Genomic DNA, 2,440 nt, shown 5'->3' with positions numbered 1-2,440 from the left:
TTGTCTACATAGGTTTGTAATGACTTTAACTGCGCAATATTTACAGCATCAGTATCTGCACTACCCGCTGCAACTCCACCAATTTGCCGTGTTTTCTCCTTAGAGACATCACCAACACTGACTGCACCGTAAGTACTTGTCCATGCAAAAGTATCATCTGTTGCTGCTTTATGTAAAAGAGGGTCATAGCCTTTAACACCAGCCGCAACGTTAGCTATAGAATCAGCACCTAAAGCAATAGCGTGATCTTCGTTTGCCTCTGAAGCCACACCAATAGCAACGCTTCTACCCGCTCTTGCTTTTGTTGCATATCCGACAGAAAGAGAATATGCTCCCAATGCATCCGAATCCCCACCAATAGAAATGCTGCCATCCTCTTTTGCCGTTGCTTTATATCCCATAGAAATAGAATATTGTCCCAATGCGTTTGAACCCGCACCAAAAGCAGCTGCATATTCTTTCCCAGCAGTTGCAAAATCTCCCACAACGGTTGTAAAACTAGCCTCTGCTTTTGTAACGCTTTCACCATCATTATATCTGTTACCTATTGCGATACTATTTGCACCCAAAGCTTGCGCTCCATGGCCTATAGCCATGCTATCTTCTTTTGTGGCTTCTGCCCACTTACCCAAAGCTATAGCGAATCTTCCTGCTGATTTTGCATTAGCACCAATAGAAATCGCTGCCAACGCGTCCTCCATTGCATTTGCACCAGCACCAATAGAAATCGCGTCCACCGCTCCCTCCCTTGCATATGCAAGGTACCCCATAGCAATTGCCTGATCCGCATAACTATGCGCTTGAGTACCTAAAGCTATTGCAAACTCAGCACCTGCAACCGTTTTAGTTTCTTTATCTTCAGAAGAAACTATAGCAGAACCTATCGCAATGCTATTCCTCCCCCCAGTAGATAAAACAGAAAAGCCGAAAGCAATCCCCTGCTCAACTTCAACTTGCGCTATCGGCCCTATAGCGATACTATCATGAAGCTTTGCAACCGATTCAAAACCCCACTCAATAGGATGACCAGCGTCATATTTTTTAGAATTTATAGCTCTTGAAACCACCCTTTTCTCTGAAAGCATATCGTTTAAAAAATTTTTATCATCCACAGAAGCATTTACTTGCACCTTTGGTGCCATTGCTGTATTGAGCCCTGCTAAATAATTTATCGTCGATAAATTAGAATCTTTAAAAAGAACTCGACCGTCTTGATGACTGTCATAAGCGGAAGGTATTGTTTTATGCTTATCTTGAGAATAGATCTCTGTTGCCTTTTCCATGGCTGGCAAAAGTATTTCTAAATCAGAACTTTTTGCTAAAACAGGAGTAGCATTCAGCACGAATATGCCCATTGGTGTCCCCAATGAAAGTTTTTTAAATACAGATAATAAATAACGAGAAAAAGGCGGATTATTCAAAACGTTCCCCTCTGATGTGGCAAATAACTTTTTCATAATGACCCCCCACGGAAAAAATTGAGATACATAGTTAGAAACATAAAAAAGACATATTTTAACGGTAGGGATCTCTTGTGAATAAGATTTAGGGTGTTTTATTTTTAGCATTTTGAGTCTTTTACTTTATGTTGTGTGTTTTTTATAACGAGATCTAAATGGAGAATATGCTGGGTGGAGATAAAAATGACACATTTAGAGTCTAATGAATATTTCCTTAGGTTGTTGTGTGTTTTTAAATGTTAAAAGCATTTTACCTGATTTGAGTTGCATTATAATAAGGGTATTCTAGTATAAAATCTTTTACGTGTGTGTTTTGTGTTTTTTTTAATTAAAAGCATTGTTTTATTAATAATAAGTAAAGTAGAAGGCTAGTGTACCTATAGGTTTTAGCTTTTTAWAAACTACAATTTCTTTAGCTAGGATTATTTTTATTATCTATAATCTGGTAATATACATATGATTGTCTGATTTGCTTTTGTTGTTTAAACATCACTTGCCCTCTTCTGAATGTCTCATTTAATCAAAATGAGTCTTACTAATATTTTTCTCATACCATTATCGCCTATTGGGTGAAATAGCAAGTAAAAATACAACTTTTTAGCAAAATGGATTCTAACTGTGTCTTTTTTTTCAACAAATGAAGATTAAAATGTTTTTATAATACTTAGAGCTCGTAGTAGTATAATTAAAGTTTATAATTACTTATAGCTCAATAATATTGTTTGGATCTATAGAGCCGTCGCCTTTCTTAAAAAAGAAGAGCGAAGGATGTTTTTGATAAAAGAAGTGCTTTCTATCTTTAATTTAATGTGATCCTAAATCCAGCACCTACGCCCCAATGACCTCCAGCACTTGTGATAGATAAATTAGAACGCATCTTTCCGCTTTCAGACATATAACCAGCACCAACAGCAAAGGCAGACTGGCTACGCCATATCCCTGTACCAAATGAGAAGCTCAATTTTCCAGGTGTATCATCA

At 37.4% G+C, this 2,440-nt stretch carries 1 protein-coding gene and 1 pseudogene; both read right to left on the bottom strand.

Annotation, left to right across the window (positions count from 1 at the left end; all coding sequences use genetic code 11):
- Nucleotides 1-1,457: pseudogene (locus HWX04_RS08010) on the bottom strand (hypothetical protein); the annotation flags it as partial.
- 802 nt (nt 1,458-2,259) lie between these two features.
- On the bottom strand, nt 2,260-2,440 hold a 181-nt coding region (locus tag HWX04_RS08005), incomplete at its 5' end, for a YadA-like family protein (protein ID WP_175869598.1).

It is taken from the genome of Bartonella gabonensis, from assembly GCF_903679515.1.
Taxonomy (GTDB): domain Bacteria; phylum Pseudomonadota; class Alphaproteobacteria; order Rhizobiales; family Rhizobiaceae; genus Bartonella; species Bartonella gabonensis.
The sequence above is the reverse complement of the archived record's forward strand: the minus strand, read 5'-3'. Positions and strand labels throughout refer to the sequence as shown.